The sequence below is a fragment of the Paenibacillus sp. HJGM_3 genome, assembly GCF_045062745.1.
GTDB lineage: Bacteria > Bacillota > Bacilli > Paenibacillales > NBRC-103111 > Paenibacillus_AA.
Genome location: NZ_JBJGED010000027.1, coordinates 1 through 19554 on the forward strand (window position 1 = coordinate 1; position 19554 = coordinate 19554).

Sequence of the window (19554 nt, forward strand, 5' to 3'; positions counted from 1 at the left end):
TCCCCCATCGCTCCATGGTTTGGTTAGGAATTATTAACCAATATTATGGAGTTTGAAAAGGGAACCTAAGTAGTAACTTCTGATCTTACTTTTGAAAATGATACAAGATCTTTCACTGTTAAATATGAAACAGCAACAAATAGAGAAAATAGCATAATATTGCTACGAATATTATGGTGGGAGAGCATAAGAATAATTAAGTCAACAGTAGTAGGAGATAAAAAAACAACAGAATACTATAATCCATTTGATGTTTTCAAGTCAGAGAGCCTTGAGTTTTATTCCATTAAATAGGAAAAAGACTATCGAAGTTTGATCAGAATGCCGAAAATCGAGAAAAACGAAGACAAGATTTTCTTGTAAAGTGGGATTGCCTTGATAGTAAAAAAATACAGGAGTGGTACTACGAGAATAACTCTAGTTATAGGAAGGAAATTGATGTTATTAATTCAGTTTATTGGGTAAACACTTGTGAAGTAATCTTGACAAATGTGGACCTCGAGTTAACAAAGGATATTGTGCAAGAACATTACCAATCGTGGAACCAGAAAAGTCTTGAATATCTTAATCCAAAAGTTGAGAGAGTTGATCCATATCTATACGACCCATATTACTAAGATCCATTTGAGGGATATTACGAGTATATGCGCGACTTGGAAGATGCTGAATTACTCAGAGGAGACAGAAAGAGAGAAAAAGCCCCATATACTGATGCAATGAAATATAGGCGACCTGGACACTTTGGGGGATAATAAAATCCGATTTTACCGGATAGGGGATGAATTTGATTGAGTTTGGATAATATTTTCAAGGAACAAATCGATAATCTAATGTCCGAAGATTGGAACATTTCACTTGATCCCATAACTCTTGAGGTGAAAATAGTAAACAAAAGAGGTAGTGAAATGGACCATAAAACATTGACTTATCTCTTTGATAAATTGGATGATTTCATGTATAGAACCAAAGAAAAGGAATTTGGTCCTGATAGAAGAGAACCAATAGATGAGTTTACAAAGAAAAGACTAAACTTGAAAGATTATGCCTTAGCACAAGATGAAATTGCACCATATGGTAGAGTAATTACAGAAATTTATCACGATGATAATGAAATATTGACGATAAATAGATTCACAGTTTTGAGTAAAAGAAAGCGTGTTTCTCAAGATTTTACAGCACATTTATTAAGAGATGAAGCAGAAAAGATACTGCCTACTATCCAAAGTTTTGTAGATTCAACAAAACGTGAAAACAAATAATATTTCTAAATGATAGGGGGAGAAACGTGACTACCATTGATAGATCGTGCCAAACATGTAAAATGAACTTGGGTGGAGTTTGTGCGGATCATTCGGGAATTAACGGTTATGGTTGGAAAATTGATGATCAGAAAGCAAATCGAACTTGTTGGGATGCGAGTATTGAATATCTCTACAAACTAGCCCATTCTTTGCCTGAAGATCATCGTTTATTTTTTGAATATAGGGTTGTACCAAAAGAGGATTTGTATTTTCGGGTTGAACACGGTGTCTGGCCCAAGAAGATAAATCGATGATGTCATATTTTGAGGAGAACTTACAAACATGGTGAAGAAAAAATTTATTCTTAAAAGAAGCGAACTTAAATTTTCTGATCGCCAAAAGATGTATATTGATTACCATGTTAACTTGAAAAAGAACTGGAAAAATTTTAAGGATTTAATCGATATTGAATTAGTTGAAATTGATGATAACTCATTCACTGTACTTGTGAGTGATACTGATACTAAATGGCATTCTGGATTCTCAAGGGAACTTTGTAAAAAAGCTGATCTAAATAATTTGAAACTTAATACAGACAATGACGCGTTTCTTTTTGATGTTGTTATACTATAGAGGAATTATATAGAATACTATTTCATGGAGTATGTTATTAATGAAACATTCTAGAGAATCAATGAAATTATTAGCAGAGAAATATGGCGGTGCTTGTCTATCAAATGAATATATAAATAGCAAGACCAAAATGCTCTGGAGATGTGCCAAAGGACATACATTTGTGAAAAAGCCCAATGCTATCATTAGTGGTGGCCAATGGTGTCCAGAGTGTAAATTCGATAATGCTGAAGAGAAATGTAGATATATCTTTGAGAAACTTACTAATAACAAATTTCCTAGAACAAGAAAAGTAGTAGAAGGGTTTGAACTTGACGGCTATTGTGAACAGTTGAAACTTGCTTTTGAACATAATGGTAGGTTTCATTATGAACACATTGAGTATTTTGATAAAACAATTGATGAATTTGAAAGAAGAGTAAGGAGCGATATATTAAAAAAAAAGCGATGTTATGAACTGGGTATTAAATTAATTATTATCCCTCAAGATGTTGTAAAATCAGATGAAGACTTGCTTCATTTCATTTCTACAAATTTGGTTAATTCAGGAATTAAAGTTTCATCCATTAATGAGTTTACTTTCAAAGAGTTTTATATTAAATCTCCTATAATGGAGGAATTACAAGCATTAGCTATTGCTAAAGGTGGCAAATGCTTATCAAAAGATTATGAAGGTGCTCATAAACTCATGCTTTGGGAGTGCTCGTGTGGTAATAAATGGTTTGCGAAACCGAACACTATTAAGAATGGGCATTGGTGCTTCGAATGCAATGGAAATCAAAAAAAGACAATAGAAGAAATGCGTACAATAGCACATTCTAAAGGTGGTAAGTGCCTTTCAAATGAATACTTAGGAGCACATGTACATTTAGAATGGGAATGTTCGAAAGGACATAGATGGAAATCAAAACCCATGACTGTAATAAATCAAGGTACATGGTGCCGAAAGTGCTCTGGAAAAGAAAAAGGTACAATAGAACAGATGAGACAGCTAGCCGGGAGATATGGTGGGGAATGTTTATCTCTGGAATATGTTAATAGGAGAACAAAATTACAATGGCGTTGTAATGAAGGCCACATATGGGAACGTGATCCGGCTTCAATTGCAAAAGGACAATGGTGTTCAATTTGTCGTGGAACAAGGAAAAGCAAATGAAGAGAAGAGGAATCACTATGTCTCAAGTAAAGAAAGATCCCAATGTCCTACTTGCTAGAATGGAATACCAAAGAAAAACAAATTCCCGTCCATTTCCCTCGGAAAAATTGATAACAAATGGAAATTTGTTGGAACCAAATATTCGAGCAGGCTTATTGAATGTTTGCGCGAAATTGACCGACAATAATTGGTGCGGTAGGTCGGAAATGTGCATCTATTTTGCTTGCTTACTACGTTATTCATTAAAATTGTTAGGGCACAAAGCAGAGGTTCATGTTGGAGATGCTACCTATTACGGGGTGATGGGGACATCCTTTACGTGGGAACATTCATGGGTTGTTTGTGGTGAGATATTAATCGACGGTAATGTTGATTCCATGATAGAAAATCCTTACGTTCCTGTGGGGATAGATCCAAATCCTTACTGGGGGATTTTGAGTCAAATTCCATCAGACAGAACATTCTCTTTGAAGAGAACTATTAAAATTCTGGATGAGGAATTCGAGCTGGATGATGATTATTTGGAGTGGAAGCGAAGACTTAAAGAATTTATGAAGATTAACGATCTATTGAAATAACACCTTTATTAAGACCTATTAATATGGTCTGCTGAAATAGCAGGCTTTTTTCTTTATATATAAATATTTAATTTGAATAACAAGTTAACTCCGCTACTAAACCTTTGCGGTCAGATCGTCGTAGGTGATGGTATCGGTAGAGATACAAGCAGTTAGCAAACGGTTAAACATCTGACCTCCAAACTGCCGATTGGTTCGAAAGCAGAATTCATTCAAAAAGGATTGCAGATGCTTGGAATCTAATCCGTGAAATGTGCCGCCAATAAAGGCTTTTGGCGTTGGAAATCATCGTATGCAGCCACTTCAAGTGATCAGGATTATCCTTTACATTGAACTTGATTGGTTGGGGTCAAATTCTTCAGAGAGTGCGTTATAAGACCGATATGCGTCGCTACTGATCGTTGAACCTGGCTCGATGTGCAGTTTCGCAAACTCAACAAGCGTCTTAACTTTCACGTCTGGAATCACTTGCATCTTGACGTATTGCGGTGCTCCTTGTTATTGAGCGAAACCCGACAAGCACTGGCGTTTGATCCGTGCCACACCCACGTTTGCCGCCTTCTGTTGGCGCTCCGAAGAATGCGTCATTCAACTCCACTAAAGTTTTTGACAAGCACTAACTGAACAGGAACTCGACGAAATGGGGACTGCCTTCAAGCTAACAATAACTATGTTTGAAATGCGGAAGTTAGAAAGCCACCCACATATTGCCAGTATGACAAATGATCGAGATTGGCAGCACAAAATTTGTAGGCGCATTGAAGAACTGGAGGGAGGTTGGTCTTGATGCACCAAACGAGATATAAACAACTCGTGAAGGAAGCATGTCTTAGATAGATATCGCTCGAAAGAAGACTAGCAATTAGGGAATCATCCGATTATTCCAACAAGCGTGGTCGCTTTCTGCATCGCGGATTATGTGACTAAAGAGATTTATCACATCCACAACGTGAATGCGCATCCCGAACGGTTCAAAACCTTCCTGCACCGCTTCCGCGGCGTGGCTACGAAGTATTTGAATCACTATACAGCCTATCATTGATTCTTGGATGGAACAACATCTCTGTCCGCACATACGCGGACCAGAGAACTCTTTCATCAGGCGCTCCGGCAGCCCATGAAAACAACTGGCAAGGCTCTTTCAGCCAAAATTAAGTCCGAATTAAATTAACTAACGAAGTTTGATCAGACTTAATAGTCTGTGGTAAAATTTAGGTATTCTGTATTTTTGGGAGATGACATTGCATGGATGTACAAATAGGTTTGGTCTATAAAATAAACGACGGATCCAACACAACAGGTATCGTAACTGCAATCGTGGGTCAAAATGTCATTCTTAGTCACGGAGTTAGAACAAGTATTAATGGATTCATGAATGGCGATCGGTATGAAATAATCGGTAAAATTAATATTGAAGACATTCAAAAATAAAAAACTTTAAGACGCCACGAAGTGGTGTCTTTTTTATTTAACAAGCGAAACTCGTAAGTTTAGAGCTAACCACCTTATGTGGTCAGCAATCAACAATCAAGGATAAAAGAGCCATACAAAGGGGGATGTACCTAATAGCCACAGCGATTTCAAAATTCGCTAAGTGGTATTCCCCATTCTATTAAAAAAGCACCGGTTAGGTGCTTCAAGTACAATATATGATTATTGCCATGAATCTTTCGTCCTTCCCGTTAAACGCGCCAGCAAATTTGATATCTACCAGACTGCTTCATCAAGATGAGACAGTACTTCGTTAAGTTCATCCTCCATAGTCTTTAGTCCTGACGCCTTGATTCCCGTAGTTTTTAACATGATCTCATCACCTCCCTAGTGTCATACTTCGTCAAAAGGAAGGAATTTCCTACATGGTGACGAATAGTTATTTTCGGAGGTGTTACATGTACAATAAATATCCACTACTGAACGAGCCTGGAATGACAATGTTCGTTTTCGAAAAGTTTGGCAAGGTGTACGGCCATATAATCAAAGACCCTACTGATAAGGCACCAGCGAAGCTTATATTCGAAACGCCGAAGTATGATTCAGTCGAAAAGTTAGAAAGTGATTTTCCACCTAAGATCGAGGAGGACGAAGAATAACAATGTTCAAAACCAATCATATCCTTAAAACCCCTTCCGAGATCCAGGTTGCCGTAGACAATCAAATTCCAGTTTTCATACTTCAGAGAAACTGTATAGTAGAGTATGACGTTCTCATTACTTCCCAGAACGAAGATGTTGTAGTGATTGAGGACGGAAAGTACTTAAAAGCCACCTGCGAAATTAGAGTTCGCTAGGTGGCTTGTTTTAATCAATTCACATTCGATCATTGCCTTATTCAATCGAAACAATATTATCGTATCGTTTAAACTCGGAACGGAGATGATTAATGTGATTAAGGTTAAGCTTGGTTTCTTGCAAGTTTTACCGTTAGATTTGTGAATGGTATAACTCGAACCTGCGGCACTGTCGACTTCCGTAGACATGTCTATAGATGAGTATACATCCCCTTGGAAATGCGAGTACAAAGTCCACACGCTGGCTTGAGAACAACAACTGAAAGGATTAGCTAACTGACACGCTTCAAGACCTTACGCATTCGATTAGGGCTTATCAGCCGTATTGTCTACAATAAGATGCATCCGCTATCTTTTAAAGTGTTTTGACTTTGCACTTTTGCCTGAAGTAATTTGGTGATGTGGTATTACGTTTTAAAAATACACCAGAATGCCTGCTTAAATAAATTATGGGAGGACATTAAACCTACTGGCTATAAAGGGTCCTACTGGTTGCACTCTGAAATATATTCTTATCACTCGATAGGATTGTATCGTAAGGATTCAATATTCCGGCAGCACCAATAAAGAAAGTAAGGAACAACACTTGAATAAGAACAAATGTTCCGGTTATAATAGGATCGATGTTCTATTTTTTTCGAAGGGAGGCGATTGTGATGGAAGGAGCTGAGTAAGAAGATCGGGTGTATTATTTAGATCATTTACATAAAAAAACCAACTTGATCACTCAGTGATGCATTGAGATCCGATCCGTCTCGGATTGTGTAATTAAAACGTATTGCTTTCAGCGTAGAGCACTGAGGGTAATTTCGAATAGGTAAATATTCTTACCGTGGGGCAGGACTTCACGCTACCTGATGCTGAAAGAAAGGTCTGGAACCTTGATCAAAGCCAATGGACACGGCCAGACTTCCCCAAATCATGCAGGTTGACTGGCCGTATTGAATCTCAAGTAAGGGAGTGCTTGGTGACGCTTGTTAAGACTGGTCACATTTAATACGCCCAGGAGAGCTTAGAATGTCGGATATATGAAAGGTGCTTCGACAATAGATGGGTAAGAAACTTGATAATAACGGACTATGGGAGTCGTCGCGGATGATGTTGCCACAACATAAGGAACAAAGTCTTCAGCAAGCCAGGGAAACAAAGATGCGATCCCGGCCAAAGCTAGATCCACAGGAACAAGAGCTAATATTTCAAGAAATCGGGTACGCATTGCAGTCCAGGTCCGAAATCACGCTTACTTTGTTCGGTAGCTACGGTGATAGGATTATCACGGGGCAGCCTGTTATCTATAATCAGCACAAGAAAACATTGAATCTCAACGTCGGTGGCGATATTGAATGGGTCCTGATCAACGACATAATTGGGGTAGTGAACTCGGACTAATAAATCAAAGCTAACTTCATAACATTTTAAGTGAGACATTCGAGAACAAGCCGCATCTGATGGTCGAATTCTCTTATCCAGCTACAAACAGAATACGGAGACCCAGAATTAATCTGCGGTCTCCGTTTGCTTTATGAGTTTTCGAATATTTAATTCTCTCATTCCATGTGCTGCGAGTAGTTTAAGGTACAACGGATGATTCTGTATCCTTCTGAAGTTCCGTTCACTGCTTTCACCCGCCCACCCGAGTTTTTGACGAATGTCTTTTTTGCTGATCTCCTGTCCAACTTCCAATTGGCTGAACACCTCAGCAAGTGGCTCATACCAGTCCGGTAGGTCAAATAGCATTTCTAGCCCCGCCCAAGAATTCAATATACTCCCATTAAAATACTCAAGAAGTAAGTTCACGATCACCTTGTCTTTGGTTGGTAAATAAATTTTTACTGGCTCTCGGAACTCAGGGTTTCTGATAGCAATTCGGCAGATGTCCTGTATTAAAGAGACAAGCTGGTCATTCAGTCGGAGTCTTTCCAGTTCAAGGTCTTGAAAACGTCTTACCCCTTTAATTGTAGTGGTCTCCCGTTGTTCTGGAAGCTGTCCATTGATCTCGGCATGCTTCGCGATGTAGTACGGATCACCCTTATGGAGAGTTCCCGCGGCCACCAAGGCCGTGCACATCATGTACTCATTAGACCCCTTCACGTTACCGAAATGATTTAATAAGACCGCCCCCGTTGAGATCTCGACCTCCAAATGAACCATCAATCGTTCCTCGAACTCTTTGTGGCACAATACAAGAGTTTTATCGTTGGTGGCGATCTGCTTAATCTGATCTGCCAGAGTAGCGATAAACGCGCTCTGATTACGAAGTACATATTTACTGAACGGGACTTCGGCAACGTGGAAAGAAACATTATCGTACATCCTCATACCCTCTGGAATTTGAAGAAAGTCAGTTTGAAGCATAGTGTTATACTCCATGTCCAGAGCAGATGTCCCGTCCAGAATCAATGTGTTATAATCCGTAAAGTCAAATTGATTCATCTGCGCTACATGGATTTGGCCTTTTTTGCTCGGGTGTTTCTGCCAAATGCCACCCTGTCGAATCAACAATTCGACCTGCTCCAGAAGCCCCACCCTATTCCCATGGTAACGTTTATACCATAGAGACTTAAAACAGAATGCAAATTCTGGATCGATAGCCCCAACTATTTCTTGAACAGCAGTCTGGCAAAACATGTCTTTGACTTGGCCAAGAATCTGTTTTGTTTTCGTAAAGTCAGGGATCTCTTCAGCCATAATTTCGACCTGCTTTTCAAGTACGATTATGTCGGCTAAACTCAGTGCAAAGACAGTGACTGTGCATGGTTTCTCGTCTACAATCAGGAAACGTCTGCGGTGCAACTTTTCATTGGCATCCTGCCAGTCGTTGTACTTGTTTAAACTTTGTTTTTCCATCACCAATCGGCTATGTGTGATGATTACTATAGGGTGGCGGCGTTGTTCACTGTACTTGTTGTAGGTAGGACAATCAAACCTATACCCACAGCCCCTGCATATACCGTACGTATACTCAGTTAGCTCTTGCTGACAATGCTCGGACGTAAAGGCGCTCTCCATGACATAAGCCGCCTGCCGCTCTTCGGAGTATGGAGCATCTATATCCAACATGACTTCATAAGAACCAAGTTGTTTAGCCAGTTGTTTGGCGCTCTCAATACGTTCTACAACAATGACCGCTCCGGCATTCGCTAGATCATGCTGTAGGTTGTACTGGTTGAAAGCGACATTCCATGTGCTTTTCCCGCCGCCGGGGGGTACAGGGACACATAATGTATTGGTCGGTCTTAGAATGTGGTAAGTCATGTTGGCGAACACCTTTGCCAGTGCTGGTGAAATCTCAATACCTCGGTCTTTGTACAGTCCCATTACCCTCTCTAAAACACTTTGAACAGCGTCTGAATGATCCCCATATGAATACATTAAGGGAACTACCATCTGAATAGACATGCTGGTCAGGTCAATGTCTAAGTATTTCTGTTCCCGTATGGATTCCAGCTCAAGAAGGGATTGTTGGATGTCGTCCCACAGTTCACTCTCAGCCACCCATTTTAAATGTTTGCCGTTCTCAATGTCACAATTTCCAGCTGCCCCCGCTGAACAGTGGATGACCAAGTCGCTTTTAAACATGTATGCTGAAGGAGATGAGTCATCGTGAATGGGACATTGGAAGGCAAATCGATCATCATAATCCTTCCACTCCAAGCCATCCATATCCAACTGATCTGTAAATGCTTTCAGCACTGCCCCAAGATGTTCGGGATGCTCCTCAAGAGAAAATTTCGCCTTCTGGAAGTGGTGTACTTTCTGACTAGGCGGAAAGGCGTTGATGAGCTGCTGTTGACTATAGATGTGGTCGGGGGTAAACGATACCACTTCCTCTGTGGCAACTTGCGGCCAGTCCTTGTAGTTCTTTACGAAAGGCAGACGGAGTGCATTTGACGGGTTTATAACGGCTGGATCACCATTAAAATATTCTATGAGCTGTTGTTGAACGTTCTTGAAGTGGGCAATCGACTTCTGGATGGCTTCAGGTGATGATGTATCCCAAAAAGCTTCCGTAACACGGTACAATAACTTGTGCCCCGCCCGCCCTCGGTAAACTATGGTCGGTTGGAGGGGGGCGTCTTTAATAAGTTTCCACTGTTCCTCCTTACTCCTTTTATCAATATCTACAAAATGCCACTGAATGCCTTTCACCCATTTATCCTTGCGCTGTCCATTGGGATAAAAGAACACAGCTGCTCGCTTCTGTTCCATGACTGAAAGCAATGTATCGACTTCAGACTCGATACAAAACATATTCAAGCAGCCTTCCTCCCGCCACTTGTATTTGATACTCTTTGGGTCTTCTATGAAGAACAAAGGCATATACTCCATACCTTCACCCAAGTAAGCAATTGCATTCCTAAGGCTTTCCATTTCAGTTAGCATTAATGTTGTCATTCCCGCCCCTCCTTGATTTCAGATTGGCGGCGGGGGCGCGAAAACCGGACATTCGCCTCATAGTATATTTATAAGAGAATGTCCTCTTTTGGGATGGCAAATCCGTAATCCGCCCCCCCCGCCAAAAAGCACTAGCTACATAGCGGCGGGTGGCAAACATCTGAAATAAAGTCCCCTGTAATGTCCGCATCAGTGTTGCTTCGCTTGAATGGAAGCATAAGTAGCATAGTTTCCCCGCACTTATTCTTACTTCTTGCATAAAAACTACCTTCCTTCGTATGTTTAATTTCTTGTGCGTACCCTTATACGATTACTCGGCGCCCTTAATTAATGGGACTGTAAAAGGAAATTAGCACCAAGAATTTCGGGAAATTTTTCCGGTGTAGTTCGTCGGTCCCCGTGACCTGGCATGCAGACTTGCTTTTTCTAGGCACTGGGCGGGTTCGAATTTGAGGGAAATATCACGAAAAACAAGTGATAAGCGGTAGACTGCATAATCTTAATCTCAACCGACTACTCAGGTCGTGTTTTACTGTTCACGCGCGGGTGAATGCGCCCAAGAAAGGAGGGTGGCGGGGAGATTAGCAGGTGAGTATAGGGCAGTAATTTAGGGGTGTATCACTGAGGAATGATGTTAGTCTGAACTAGTTAGAGACTGGAGTAGTTTAATCCATACCACCTAGCCTCCCCAAAGAGAGATTTTGTCTACGTGAGTAATTCGCAACCGTAACTGCTGGTTAATTCCAAGAACGGCGGGGCGTATAAGAGTATGTGTAAGATAAGAATAATCAGGGAGTGTGGCAAACATGAGTAAAGCAGTGGGTGTTGGTAAGACGGGGAACAAATGGTATTACGTCATTACTGTGGGATACGATGAATCAGGGAAGCAAAAGCAGAAGAAACAGAGGGGTTTTAATACAAAGAAGGAGGCAATGGAAGCCCGGACTAAGGCACTCAATGAAGTGATGAGTGGAACATACATTGAACCAACCAAAACGCTGTACGGAGATTTCCTTAAGGATTGGCTAGAGAGTAAGAAGGTAAGTGTAAAAAGGCAGACACTCGACAATTATAAAATTATTATTCGCACCCACGTTGCTCCAACACTTGGACATATTCCATTAAGTAAACTGACTGCGTTAGACTTACAGCAGTTTATTAATAAGCTTCAAGAGGAAGGTCATTCAGGAGCGTATATGCGGAAAATATACTCCGTTGTTAGCGAGTCACTAAGAAAGGCGGAACGGTGGAACTTGATCTCGAGAAACCCCGCAGAACGTGTTGATCCGCCGCGCATAAATAAGAAAGATATTACCGTGTGGAATACGGAGGAGATTGCTATGTTCCTCAACTCCACGAGAGAAGAAGAGCTCCAAATTGCTTTCGTTCTTGCCATAACGACAGGGATGCGTCAGGGAGAAATATTGGGACTTCGCTGGTCGGATATTGACCTCGACAATAAGGTGCTTTATATTCGGCAGACGCTGAGCCATGACGGAAAGGAATTGATGTCTGGTGGAAAAACGAAATCCAGCGTCCGATCTGTGATGCTGCCAGAAAAATCGCTGACCGCTTTGCGAAAGCATCGGGGTACAATCAGAGAAAAGAAGGTAGCGCAGGGTAGAAACTTTCAAGAAAACGATCTGGTGATCTGCACGAAATTCGGAACACCAGTAACTCCACGGAACCTGATGCGGACGTTTTACAGAGTGATGAAAGAGGCAAAGGTACCGAAGATCAGATTCCACGACCTCCGTCATACTCATGCTACACTGCTTCTAATGCAAAACGTCAATCCGAAGATCGTTGCGGATCGGCTCGGTCACGCCAATGTTCGACTTACACTTGATACGTATAGTCATCTCTTGCCGAGTATGCAAAGAGAAGCCGTGCAGGAGATCGAGAAAGTGTTCGCAGATATGAAGCAATACGCCATTGCTATATGACCAGAATATGACCACTTGGCCGTTTTGGGGTGAAAAATGCCTCGAAACGGTCTTTCCTTTTGCTGATAAAAAGCAAAGAACCCTTGATTCATCAAGGGTTCTTCCGTATGACCTGTAGAGGGCTCGAACCTCTGACCCCTACCCTGTCAAGATAGTGCTCTCCCAGCTGAGCTAACAGGTCATGATCCAATCTTTTTGGGGAACGAGATTTATAATACCAAGGATCATGTCCAATGTCAACAAGCAATGTCAAATTTTTTGGCGGGGCAACGGAGGGACCTATGTCCGCCAAAATCCAACTAGGACGTAAGACAGCCAAATCATAACTTTTTTTGCTTGTCATCGGGGACAAAGAAGGATTTGTAAAGCAGGCGTCGAAACCATACATGTTTACTAAATCATGCCACATTCATAGTAGTGACAACTTATAGAGGCTGAGGGGTAAGAAAATGCAAAAAGGACTTTCGCACAACACGGTAATCGATCAAGAGCTTAGAGGAGTCAAGCTTTTTCTAGTCCTTTATTACTTATTGCAAGTGATTTTCGATTACAGCTACTATTATTTGTTTCCGAGTCTCGTAAACCGGAGCGGCAGCTTCAATGAAGGCGGGTTAGGCTACTATTTGTACGCGATTGAGCTCGCGCTGCTGCCATTCGCCATCTATCTGATCCGGAACAACAATCCGGTACCCATCAAGTACATCTACTTATGCGCGTTCTTGTTGGCCACTTTGGTCAACGATCTTATGATTTACTGGGGAACCGATGAGAATTACGCCAGCGGCAATATCGGGGATGTCTTATTCTTGATTTTTACCCCGATTTTTCTGAACCGGCGATACTTTTTCCTCGTATTCAGCGGATTTATTTTGAAATATGCGATATTGGGAATCGTCCTGCTTCAAGGGATCGTCATCGTCCCCATCTCCCTAACCGTTGTCATCTCCTGTATTACGTACATATTGCTGAACCGCTTCCTGGACTATGTGAAGGCGGTACGCGAGTCCTACAACACGCAGATGGAAGAGATCGTGAAGGGAATCGTTGCCACGCTGGAGCTGAAGGACCCCTATACGAGAGGACATAGCGAGAGAGTAGCCCATTTCTCCCTTCTGCTGGCTCACCGGATGGGACAATTCAGCGAAGAAGTATTGAAGACGTTCTACTATGCCTGCCTGCTGCACGATGTCGGCAAGGTGAACATACCTGACTACATCTTAATGAAGCCAACAACATTAACGGAGGAAGAATACGAGACGATTAAGAGTCATCCGGTAGTAGGCGCCGATGCCATGAAAGGGATAGAAGGATTGAAGGAAAGTGTCGACGTCATCCTTCATCATCACGAGCATTGGGACGGAAACGGCTATCCGGATCAGTTGATCGGAGAAGACATTCCGATTCTGGCCCGGATTACGGCGGTAGCGGATGCTTTCGATGCGATGACGTCGATGCGCTCTTATCGGGACGCGTTGCCGGTAGACGAAGCGTACAACCGGATTCTCGCCGGAAAAGGCACCCAATTCGATCCTCGGGTCGTAGAGGCGTTCCAGGAAATTTTCCCGCTCTGGGTGGACTATATCAAAACGCGGGATAGTCTGATGACGGACTCCATGAAAAAAGCAGCCATATAAAAGTTATCATCTAACGATTCGTAAAGGGGGTGAAACTATGTGCTGGTGGTGCTGGTGGGCTCCGTAAATTGAGCTGAATGAAAAAGAGGTGTCGACCTTGGTCGGCACCTCTTATCTGTGATTAGGCGGATGTCCCGGCATACAGCTCATCGCAGCGCTTCATCAGCTCGAAGTCGAGCTCCGAGATCCCGCCCGCGCTCCAGGTGGAGACACTGACGGTCACAAGCTTATAATCGATCGAGAGCATAGGGTGATGGTCCATCGCTTCCGCGGCGAGAGCGGCTTGCCGTACGAATTCGATCCCCTCCAGATACTGCGGGAACCGGTATTTGCGGGCCAGCCATTTCTCGTCCTTCCGCTGCCAGCCGGGGTACATCTTCAGCTTCTCCTCCACATCGGCATCGGCCATACGTTCCGTTCGGCTCATCCTAACGCCTCCCTTATCGAATTAAGCTCTAGAATTGGATAAACGGCGCCGCCCTATGCAGGACGACGCCGTTTGGTAAGGAGCTTCCCGCACATTCCTTATTGTACGATCAGCTTGGTTGTCATAGTAGCATGGCCGGCGCCGCAAGGTACGGTGCATACGATATTATATGTGCCGGCTTTGTCGAATGTAACTTCCTTGGAAGTTCCTTCGGTACCGCCTAACTTAATATCCAGCCCCTCAATCTCCATCCCGTGCTTGCCTTCCTTGTTCGACAGGACGACCTTGAGCGTCTCGCCTTTGGTCACTTTGTATTCGGTTTGATCAAACTGGAAGTTGGAGGCCACCAGCTTGAGTTGCTTTGCACCGCCTTCCGCCGCGGCTTCGTCCTCGGATTTCTCCGGTTGAGCCGATATCGTCAGGAAGATGAGGCCGAACAAGCAAGCTCCGAAAAACAAAATGGACATGAACCATTTATACATTGGGATCCCCCTCGTCGAAATATCACTTCAAAATTATAAACTATTTCCTAGCAAGAATCTATTCGACACCGCTCCGTCTTTTTGACAAAACGTTGAACAAACTTCCGCTCTAGTAGACGCTTGTACCCCTACCCAGTATGTCCACGGATTGACCTAGGCAAACGTGGATTTTGCCACAGTTGGGTGTTTACCGTGATCCTAGTGGGTGCTTCCCCATAGACTATCGTGTATCGTCAGAACAAAAGGGAGGTGGATTTATGGAAAACAAACATTATCCTTCTGTAAGTCCTGCAATGACACAAGGGCCGTTTCCGACATCGGTCATGCCGGCTATGATGAATGCCCCCATGGCGCCTATGCAAGTTTCCCCCGCCGCTTTCGAGAACGCGCACGTTATGGGGATGGGCATGGGCAAAGGCAAAGTATCGCCAGCCGCGGTAGAACCTTACTGCGCCTTCAACCCGGCGGTCGTGCTCGTCTTGTTCATCTTGCTCGTCATCGTCCTGCGCGGCGTATTTTTCTAGACATCCTGAATAACACGCTTGCCAATCGGGGGACGGCGGAGCCGTTCCCCTTTTCGGCTAAGCGGGTCAAGAGGCAGGAGAGGAGAGAGGAGCAGGAGGAATGTCCGGTTCGAAACGGTCCAACAAGTCTCAAGCTCGTACAAGCGCGATGCGCCATCGGAAGGTTAGCCCTTTGTTGCGCCGGCATTTGCAAACGATGAACAAAGGGGCGAGGGCTCGTAAGAAGATCAAGGTTATTATAGAATTCAAGCGTCTCCCATCCCGGGAGCAGCTGCGTGCACTTCGCGGCCGCATCGCGAGCCGGCCGCATCACTTCCGGGTGCGCCGCAAGCTGAAGCTGATCCGCTCGGTGGCGGCCCACATGCACGCCGGCTGCTTGCGCAAGCTGTGCGCCCACGGACTCGTCAAGCGCGTGCACCTCGACCGCAAGCTGCGCACGACGCTCAATGTCGCGACGCCGGCGATCGGCTCTACCGCCCTGCAGCGCCGCGGGGTGACAGGGAAGGGCGTGACGATCGGCATCATCGACACCGGCGTATTCCCCCACCCGGATCTGGTCAAGCCGGTCAATCGGATCACCGCCTTCCGCGACTTCGTAGGCAACCGGAAGAAGCCGTACGACGATAACGGCCATGGCACTCATGTGGCGGGGGATGCCGCCGGCAACGGGTTCAGCTCGAACGGCCGGTTCACTGGACCCGCGCCGCGATCGCGGCTCGTCGTGGCCAAGGCGTTCAACCGCAACGGTTCGGCGAACACCTCCGATGTGATCGCGGCGCTCGGCTGGATCCTCCGGACGCGCAAAAAATTCGGCACCCGAATCGTCAACATGTCGTTCGGCGCTCCGGGCGTTACGAATTGCGCGAACGATCCGCTGTGCGCCGCCGCTACGAAGGCGTGGAACGCCGGGCTCGTCGTTGTCGCAGCGGCCGGAAATTCCGGCCCCGGTGCGCGGACGATCGAATCGCCGGGGATCAACCCGAAGATCATCACGGTCGGCGCCGCCGATGATCGCGGCACGATTAGGCAGGCCGACGACACAGTGGCCGGCTTCTCCAGCCGCGGGCCGATCGCGGGCGGCAAGGTGAAGCCGGACCTCGTCGCGCCGGGGGTGGGCATCATCTCCCTGCGGGCGCCGGGCTCGTTGCTCGACATCGAGGAGCCCCAAGCCCGCGTGGGACGGAACTACTTCCGGATGTCAGGCACAAGCATGGCAACCCCGATCGTCAGCGGGGCGATCGCCCAAATCCTGCAGCGCAGGCCGAAGCTGTGCCCGGGACAAATCAAATCGAAGTTGAAGCGGACGGCCGTGAAGCTGCGGGGGTTCGGCCCGAATGCCCAAGGGCAAGGGGAAATCCATGTGTAAGGCGGAACTGGCATGAAAGGGAAAAAACGGTTGTCAGAATACCGCGGGCATGCTAGTATGTTCTAAACAAGTGGAAGGGTTTCTAGGGATCCGAGGTACGTCCTGTCATCAGGACCGGCACCGTCGAACCGAGCGAAGCCGGATGCGGCGGTTAGCCGCGTTACACCGTAGGGATAAAAGACCTTCGGCAAGTTCCGCCTCCCCAGGCGGCTTGCTGAAGGTCTTTGTTGCTGTAATCGGTTAAACCGCCAAAAGGGGCATACCAAAAGTGCGGGAGTGTGGGAGCGGGAATGAAAGCGATTCGTGTGCAGGGATTAAGCAAGCAATTCCAAGTGAAACGAAAAGGGGCCGGTCTCCTCGGCAGCTGGAGGGCGTTAGTCCGTCCCGAATACGTGGAGAAGACGGCGGTCCAGCCGATCGACCTCGAGATCGAGCGCGGGGATTTCGTCGCCTTCCTCGGACCGAACGGAGCCGGGAAATCGACGACGATCAAGATGCTGACCGGTATCCTGCATCCGACCGCCGGTACGGCGGAGGTGCTCGGACTCTGTCCGTGGACCGAACGGGCGAGGCTGGCGTTCCGCATCGGAACCGTCTTCGGCCAGAAGTCCCAGCTCTGGTACCACCTGCCGCCGATCGATACGTTCGAGCTCATGTCCCGCATCTATGAGCTGGGTCGTACGGATTTCAAGCTCCGCAGCGAAGAGCTGATCGAGCGGTTCGAGCTGCAGCCGTACTTGCACACGCCGGTGCGGAAGCTGTCGCTAGGAGAGCGGATGCGCTGCGAGATGGCGGCGGCGCTCCTGCACCGGCCGGACATCGTCTTCCTGGACGAACCGACGATCGGCCTCGACGTCGTCGTCAAGCTGAAGCTGCGGGAGCTGCTGCTCGAGATGAACCGGCAGGAGGGCACGACGCTGTTCCTGACGTCCCACGATGCCGGCGATGTGGAACAGCTGTGCCGCCGGGCGATCGTCATTAATCATGGGACGATCATCCTGGACGATCTCGTCGCGAACATGAAGCGGGCGTACATGACGCACAAGACGATCCGCCTGAAGCTGCGGGAGCCGGAAGCGAATCGTCCGCTCCCTTTCGATGGAGTGCAGGTAACGGAACGCCATGGGGACCGGTTGCAGCTGTCGGTCGACACGCGCCGCATCTCGATCGAAGACGTGCTCGCCCGCATCGTCGCCGAATTCAGACTGGACGATGTGACGATCGAGGATCCGCCGATGGAGCAGATCATTACGCAAATCTATGAAGGAACCGGGAAAGGAGCGAAAGAGCATGTCCACACGGGCTAAGTGGAGCAAGTACGCGGCGGTCGGCCGGATCACGATTCGAAGTCAGCTGGCGTACGTCGGCGACTTCGTCATTCGCTCCCTGTTCCTCCTGCTCATCCTCTACATCTTCATGCAGCTATGGCGGGTCACGTTCGCGGGAGAAGGGACGGACCGCATCGCCGGCTATACGTACGAGCAGATCATCTGGTATTTGATCGTAGCGGAGTCCGTCATTTTGTCGACGCCGAAGCTGATCGCCTTGATCGAAACGGAAGTGAAAAACGGCGACGTCGGCTACCGTCTCATTCGTCCGGTCCACTATGTGCTGTACCACTATGCGGGGTTCATGGGCGAAACCGTCGTCCGGCTAGCGGTTAACTTGGGCGTCGGTTCGCTATTAGGCGTCGCCGCATTCGGCTGGTCGATGCCGAGCGGAATCCGGCTCGCGGCGCTGGCCGTCGTTCTGATCGGCTCCTTCACAGTGCAATACGCGATGAACATGGCGATCGCGCTCTGCGCCTTCTGGGTAGAAGAGACCCGAGGCCTCGACTTCGTGTACCAGAAGCTGCTGTTCACCGTAGGCGGCATGCTGCTGCCGCTCGAGCTGTTTCCCGGTGCGCTGCAGTCGGTCAGCTCGTGGTTGCCGTTCCAGGCGGTAGCGTATTTCTCGGCGAAGACGGCGGTCCAGTTCGAAGCGAACGAATGGCTGCGGATGCTGGCGGTGCAAGGGCTGTGGATCGCCGCGCTGCTGACGCTCGCGTTCGCTATATACCGGAGAGGAGTGAGGAAGCTGCATGTTAACGGCGGGTAGCATGTTCCGGCTCATGCTCACATGCTGGAAGTTGAACTTGGCCGGAGCGATGGAATACCGGATGAGCTTCTTCTTGACGGCGGGCATGATGCTGATCAACAATGTAGTGTGGATTTTTTATTGGATGGTGTTTTTCCACCGGTTCCAGGTGGTGAAAGGATGGACGTTCGACGACGTGATGATGATGTGGGCGGTCGGCGCAGGTGGATTCGGGTTCGCGGCCGTATTCTTCGGCAATTGCTTCACGATCGCCAATCTAGTGGCGAACGGTATGCTGGACCCGTTCCTGCTGCAGCCCAAGCCGGTGCTGCCGCACTTGTTGGTGAGCCGTATGTCGGTATCCGCGATTGGCGATATCGTCTTCGCCCTGCTCCTGTATGGCGTGTTTGGGCCTCACAGTGCGTTGGGGATGTTCAAATTCGTTCTCGGATTGACGCTGGCGACGCTCCTGTTTATCGGGTTCAACGTGCTGGTGCAGTCGCTCGCCTTCTATCTCGGCAACGCCGAAGGTTTGGGCTATCAGATGAACATGGGTTTTTTGACGTTCGCCACATACCCTACGAATATTTTCCGAGGGTGGGGCAAGCTAGTTTTATTCACGCTGATCCCGGCCGGATTCATCAGCTATATGCCCATTGGGTTGCTGCGCGATGTGCAGGGTCCGTATTTAGCGGGCGTATTCGCTGTAGTCGCGGCATTCGCGGCAGGCGGGATCGCCTTGTTCTATAGAGGATTGCGCCGGTATAGCTCCGGCAATCAAATGACGATTCGCATGTAAGGGGAAAGGG

General features: G+C 46.6%; 18 protein-coding genes, 1 tRNA gene and 3 pseudogenes. 17 read left to right on the top strand and 5 right to left on the bottom strand.

Going from position 1 to position 19554, the window contains the following annotated elements; translation table 11 throughout:
• The first annotated feature begins 788 nt into the window (after positions 1-788).
• Genes ACI5FR_RS25105 through ACI5FR_RS25125 form a run of 5 tightly spaced genes read left to right on the top strand, consistent with a single transcriptional unit; the run spans position 789 to position 3608 of the window.
• Positions 789-1259 (top strand): hypothetical protein, encoded by a 471-nt coding sequence (locus tag ACI5FR_RS25105; RefSeq protein ID WP_405459515.1) that lies wholly within the window; start codon positions 789-791, stop codon positions 1257-1259.
• A 26-nt stretch (positions 1260-1285) separates the two neighbouring features.
• Positions 1286-1555 (top strand): hypothetical protein, encoded by a 270-nt coding sequence (locus ACI5FR_RS25110; protein ID WP_405459517.1) that lies wholly within the window; start codon positions 1286-1288, stop codon positions 1553-1555.
• A gap of 28 nt (positions 1556-1583) precedes the next feature.
• On the top strand, positions 1584-1874 hold the full coding sequence (locus tag ACI5FR_RS25115) for a hypothetical protein (protein ID WP_405459519.1): 291 nt from the start codon (positions 1584-1586) through the stop codon (positions 1872-1874).
• A gap of 40 nt (positions 1875-1914) precedes the next feature.
• A complete protein-coding gene (locus ACI5FR_RS25120; protein ID WP_405459521.1) occupies positions 1915-3030 on the top strand; it encodes a PDDEXK family nuclease in 1116 nt (371 codons plus the stop codon).
• Positions 3031-3047: 17 nt separating this feature from the next.
• A complete protein-coding gene (locus ACI5FR_RS25125; protein WP_405459523.1) occupies positions 3048-3608 on the top strand; it encodes a hypothetical protein in 561 nt (186 codons plus the stop codon).
• Positions 3609-3704: 96 nt separating this feature from the next.
• On the opposite strand, the pseudogene ACI5FR_RS25130 reads toward ACI5FR_RS25125, so the two are convergent.
• A pseudogene (locus ACI5FR_RS25130) lies at positions 3705-4209 on the bottom strand (IS1595 family transposase); the annotation flags it as partial.
• A gap of 24 nt (positions 4210-4233) precedes the next feature.
• On the opposite strand from ACI5FR_RS25130, the pseudogene ACI5FR_RS33820 reads away from it, so the two are divergent.
• From ACI5FR_RS33820 to ACI5FR_RS25150, 5 genes and pseudogenes are all read left to right on the top strand, one after another.
• Positions 4234-4395 (top strand): annotated as a pseudogene (locus ACI5FR_RS33820) (DUF7667 family protein); the annotation flags it as partial.
• Between the two features lie 129 nt (positions 4396-4524).
• A pseudogene (locus ACI5FR_RS25135) lies at positions 4525-4644 on the top strand (IS1595 family transposase); the annotation flags it as partial.
• Between the two features lie 209 nt (positions 4645-4853).
• Positions 4854-5039: a hypothetical protein gene (locus tag ACI5FR_RS25140; RefSeq protein ID WP_405459525.1), complete on the top strand. Its 186-nt coding sequence runs from the start codon at positions 4854-4856 to the stop codon at positions 5037-5039.
• Positions 5040-5497: 458 nt separating this feature from the next.
• Positions 5498-5698, top strand: a complete 201-nt coding sequence (locus tag ACI5FR_RS25145) for a hypothetical protein (protein WP_405459527.1) — start codon at positions 5498-5500, stop codon at positions 5696-5698.
• 1292 nt (positions 5699-6990) lie between these two features.
• On the top strand, positions 6991-7284 hold the full coding sequence (locus ACI5FR_RS25150; protein WP_405459529.1) for a YolD-like family protein: 294 nt from the start codon (positions 6991-6993) through the stop codon (positions 7282-7284).
• 108 nt (positions 7285-7392) lie between these two features.
• Here the strand turns inward: ACI5FR_RS25150 and ACI5FR_RS25155 are convergent, their stop codons facing one another.
• The gene (locus ACI5FR_RS25155) at positions 7393-10290 is read right to left on the bottom strand and encodes a hypothetical protein (RefSeq protein WP_405459531.1); all 2898 of its coding nucleotides are present in this window, start codon (positions 10288-10290) and stop codon (positions 7393-7395) included.
• 806 nt (positions 10291-11096) lie between these two features.
• Between ACI5FR_RS25155 and ACI5FR_RS25160 the strand changes: the two genes are divergently transcribed.
• Complete coding sequence (locus tag ACI5FR_RS25160) at positions 11097-12236, top strand: site-specific integrase (RefSeq protein WP_405459533.1); 1140 nt, start codon at positions 11097-11099, stop codon at positions 12234-12236.
• Between the two features lie 108 nt (positions 12237-12344).
• Here ACI5FR_RS25160 and ACI5FR_RS25165 read toward each other — a convergent pair.
• Positions 12345-12417 (bottom strand) — tRNA-Val (locus ACI5FR_RS25165).
• 268 nt (positions 12418-12685) lie between these two features.
• Between ACI5FR_RS25165 and ACI5FR_RS25170 the strand changes: the two genes are divergently transcribed.
• Positions 12686-13870, top strand: a complete 1185-nt coding sequence (locus tag ACI5FR_RS25170; protein WP_405459535.1) for an HD-GYP domain-containing protein — start codon at positions 12686-12688, stop codon at positions 13868-13870.
• 121 nt (positions 13871-13991) lie between these two features.
• Here ACI5FR_RS25170 and ACI5FR_RS25175 read toward each other — a convergent pair whose 3' ends face one another.
• Entirely contained in the window at positions 13992-14297 is a 306-nt protein-coding gene (locus ACI5FR_RS25175) for a 4a-hydroxytetrahydrobiopterin dehydratase (protein ID WP_405459538.1), read from the bottom strand.
• Positions 14298-14395: 98 nt separating this feature from the next.
• Positions 14396-14779, bottom strand: coding sequence for a cupredoxin domain-containing protein (locus ACI5FR_RS25180; protein WP_405459541.1), 384 nt, complete (start codon positions 14777-14779; stop codon positions 14396-14398).
• Between the two features lie 257 nt (positions 14780-15036).
• Between ACI5FR_RS25180 and ACI5FR_RS25185 the strand changes: the two genes are divergently transcribed.
• The 5 genes from ACI5FR_RS25185 (at position 15037) to ACI5FR_RS25205 (ending at position 19544) form a co-directional block, all read left to right on the top strand.
• The gene (locus ACI5FR_RS25185) at positions 15037-15303 is read left to right on the top strand and encodes a hypothetical protein (protein WP_405459543.1); all 267 of its coding nucleotides are present in this window, start codon (positions 15037-15039) and stop codon (positions 15301-15303) included.
• A 100-nt stretch (positions 15304-15403) separates the two neighbouring features.
• Positions 15404-16669 carry a S8 family peptidase gene (locus ACI5FR_RS25190; RefSeq protein WP_405459545.1) on the top strand — a complete coding sequence of 422 codons (1266 nt, stop codon included), beginning with the start codon at positions 15404-15406 and terminating at the stop codon, positions 16667-16669.
• Positions 16670-16959: 290 nt separating this feature from the next.
• Complete coding sequence (locus tag ACI5FR_RS25195; RefSeq protein ID WP_405459547.1) at positions 16960-17976, top strand: ABC transporter ATP-binding protein; 1017 nt, start codon at positions 16960-16962, stop codon at positions 17974-17976.
• Complete coding sequence (locus tag ACI5FR_RS25200) at positions 17960-18766, top strand: ABC transporter permease (protein ID WP_405459549.1); 807 nt, start codon at positions 17960-17962, stop codon at positions 18764-18766. The genes ACI5FR_RS25195 and ACI5FR_RS25200 overlap by 17 nt, the downstream gene beginning before the upstream one ends.
• The gene (locus tag ACI5FR_RS25205; protein ID WP_405459552.1) at positions 18750-19544 is read left to right on the top strand and encodes an ABC transporter permease; all 795 of its coding nucleotides are present in this window, start codon (positions 18750-18752) and stop codon (positions 19542-19544) included. Before ACI5FR_RS25200 ends, ACI5FR_RS25205 begins: the two co-directional genes overlap by 17 nt.
• The last annotated feature ends 10 nt before the right edge of the window (positions 19545-19554 follow it).